The following is a 615-nucleotide window of genomic DNA, read 5'->3' as shown; positions in this document are numbered from 1 at the left end:
TTAAAAATTTGATACCGATAGGTGTGGGTACTACAAGGGAGTAATAAATTGTAGTGCTCACGAAGAAATAACCGTTAGGTTACTTTGAGTGGGGTGATGGTGCAGAGATGTGCTGTTACAAAAGAGGATTTGAACTGAAGAGTTTGATCCTGGCTCAGATTGAACGCTGGCGGCATGCTTTACACATGCAAGTCGAACGGCAGCACGGGGGCAACCCTGGTGGCGAGTGGCGAACGGGTGAGTAATGCATCGGAACGTATCCTTGAGTGGGGGATAACGCAGCGAAAGTTGTGCTAATACCGCATAAGCTCTGAGGAGGAAAGCGGGGGACCGAAAGGCCTCGCGCTGAAGGAGCGGCCGATGTCCGATTAGCTAGTTGGTGAGGTAAAGGCTTACCAAGGCGACGATCGGTAGCTGGTCTGAGAGGATGATCAGCCACACTGGGACTGAGACACGGCCCAGACTCCTACGGGAGGCAGCAGTGGGGAATTTTGGACAATGGGGGAAACCCTGATCCAGCCATGCCGCGTGAGTGAAGAAGGCCTTCGGGTTGTAAAGCTCTTTCGTGAGGGAAGAAAAGGTTCAGGCGAATAACCTGGATTGATGACGGTACCT

General features: G+C 52.0%; 1 rRNA gene. It reads left to right on the top strand.

Features of this window, described 5'->3' with window-relative positions:
- Nucleotides 1-131 precede the first annotated feature (131 nt).
- Nucleotides 132-615: ribosomal RNA gene (locus tag IV91_RS0115185) — 16S ribosomal RNA — on the top strand; the annotation flags it as partial.

The sequence above is a fragment of the Ferrovum myxofaciens genome (assembly GCF_000735045.1).
GTDB lineage: Bacteria > Pseudomonadota > Gammaproteobacteria > Burkholderiales > Ferrovaceae > Ferrovum > Ferrovum myxofaciens.
This window is presented reverse-complemented; position numbering and strand designations above follow the sequence as displayed.